The sequence below is a fragment of the Streptomyces sp. NPDC031210 genome (genome assembly GCF_055570395.1).
On sequence record NZ_JBVIHH010000037.1, the window covers coordinates 1 to 2,195 of the forward strand.

Below are 2,195 nucleotides of genomic sequence, written 5' to 3' on the forward strand. Positions count from 1 at the left end.
CATCACCGGAAATGGCCCCCCTTCTCCCGAAGTTACGGGGGCATTTTGCCGAGTTCCTTAACCATAGTTCACCCGAACGCCTCGGTATTCTCTACCTGACCACCTGAGTCGGTTTAGGGTACGGGCCGCCATGAAACTCGCTAGAGGCTTTTCTCGACAGCATAGGATCATCCACTTCACCACAATCGGCTCGGCATCAGGTCTCACCCTTATACGCCATCCGGATTTACCTGGATGACGGGCTACACCCTTACCCCGGGACAACCACCGCCCGGGCTGGACTACCTTCCTGCGTCACCCCATCGCTTACCTACTACAAGTCTGGGTCACCGGCTCCACCACGTCCCTTTGTCCGAAGACTCCAGGCCGGCTTCACGGGCTTAGCATCGCCTGATTCAGTACTGGGCGTTTCAAAGCGGGTACCGGAATATCAACCGGTTGTCCATCGACTACGCCTGTCGGCCTCGCCTTAGGTCCCGACTTACCCTGGGCAGATCAGCTTGACCCAGGAACCCTTAGTCAATCGGCGCACACGTTTCCCACGTGTGTATCGCTACTCATGCCTGCATTCTCACTCGTGAACCGTCCACAACTCGTTTCCACGGCTGCTTCACCCGGCACACGACGCTCCCCTACCCATCCCAGCGGGCGTTGGCCCTCATGCTGGAATGACACGACTTCGGCGGTGTGCTTGAGCCCCGCTACATTGTCGGCGCGGAATCACTTGACCAGTGAGCTATTACGCACTCTTTCAAGGATGGCTGCTTCTAAGCCAACCTCCTGGTTGTCTCTGCGACTCCACATCCTTTCCCACTTAGCACACGCTTAGGGGCCTTAGTCGATGCTCTGGGCTGTTTCCCTCTCGACCATGGAGCTTATCCCCCACAGTCTCACTGCCGCGCTCTCACTTACCGGCATTCGGAGTTTGGCTAAGGTCAGTAACCCGGTAGGGCCCATCGCCTATCCAGTGCTCTACCTCCGGCAAGAAACACACGACGCTGCACCTAAATGCATTTCGGGGAGAACCAGCTATCACGGAGTTTGATTGGCCTTTCACCCCTAACCACAGGTCATCCCCCAGGTTTTCAACCCTGGTGGGTTCGGTCCTCCACGAAGTCTTACCTCCGCTTCAACCTGCCCATGGCTAGATCACTCCGCTTCGGGTCTTGGGCACGCTACTCAACGCCCTATTCGGACTCGCTTTCGCTACGGCTTCCCCACACGGGTTAACCTCGCAACATACCGCAAACTCGCAGGCTCATTCTTCAAAAGGCACGCAGTCACGACGCACCGAGTAAACTCGATGCGCGACGCTCCCACGGCTTGTAGGCACACGGTTTCAGGTACTATTTCACTCCGCTCCCGCGGTACTTTTCACCATTCCCTCACGGTACTATCCGCTATCGGTCACCAGGGAATATTTAGGCTTAACGGGTGGTCCCGCCAGATTCACACGGGATTTCTCGGGCCCCGTGCTACTTGGGTGTCTCTTAAACGAGCCGTTGATGTTTCAGCTACGGGGGTCTTACCCTCTACGCCGGACCTTTCGCATGTCCTTCGCCTACACCAACGGTTTCTGACTCGTCTCACGGCCGGCAGACCGTAAAAAAGAGATCCCACAACCCCAACCACGCAACCCCTGCCGGGTATCACACGTGACTGGTTTGGCCTCATCCGGTTTCGCTCGCCACTACTCCCGGAATCACGGTTGTTTTCTCTTCCTGCGGGTACTGAGATGTTTCACTTCCCCGCGTTCCCTCCACATACCCTATGTGTTCAGGTATGGGTGACAGCCCATGACGACTGCCGGGTTTCCCCATTCGGACACCCCCGGATCAAAGCTTGGTTGACAGCTCCCCGGGGCCTATCGTGGCCTCCCACGTCCTTCATCGGTTCCTGGTGCCAAGGCATCCACCGTGCGCCCTTAAAAACTTGGCCACAGATGCTCGCGTCCACTGTGCAGTTCTCAAGCAACGACCAGCCACCCACCACCCCGCTCCACAGAGCGAGTTCACTGGGGCCGGCATCGCGAAGATACAGACTCAAAGCCCGTACCCTCAGATACCCAACAGCGTGCCCGACCCGATCCACCCGATTCACTTTCCACGCCGAAGCAGTACTAGCAAACCGTGCAAACCGTGCCGAATAGTCAACGTTCCACCCATGAGCAACCACCGTCGAACATTTGCCGACGA

Annotated in this window: 1 rRNA gene; it reads right to left on the reverse strand. The window is 57.4% G+C overall.

Features of this window, described 5'->3' with window-relative positions:
- Window positions 1-1,938, reverse strand: a 23S ribosomal RNA gene (locus ACZ45Z_RS33215); the annotation flags it as partial.
- Window positions 1,939-2,195 lie beyond the last annotated feature (257 nt).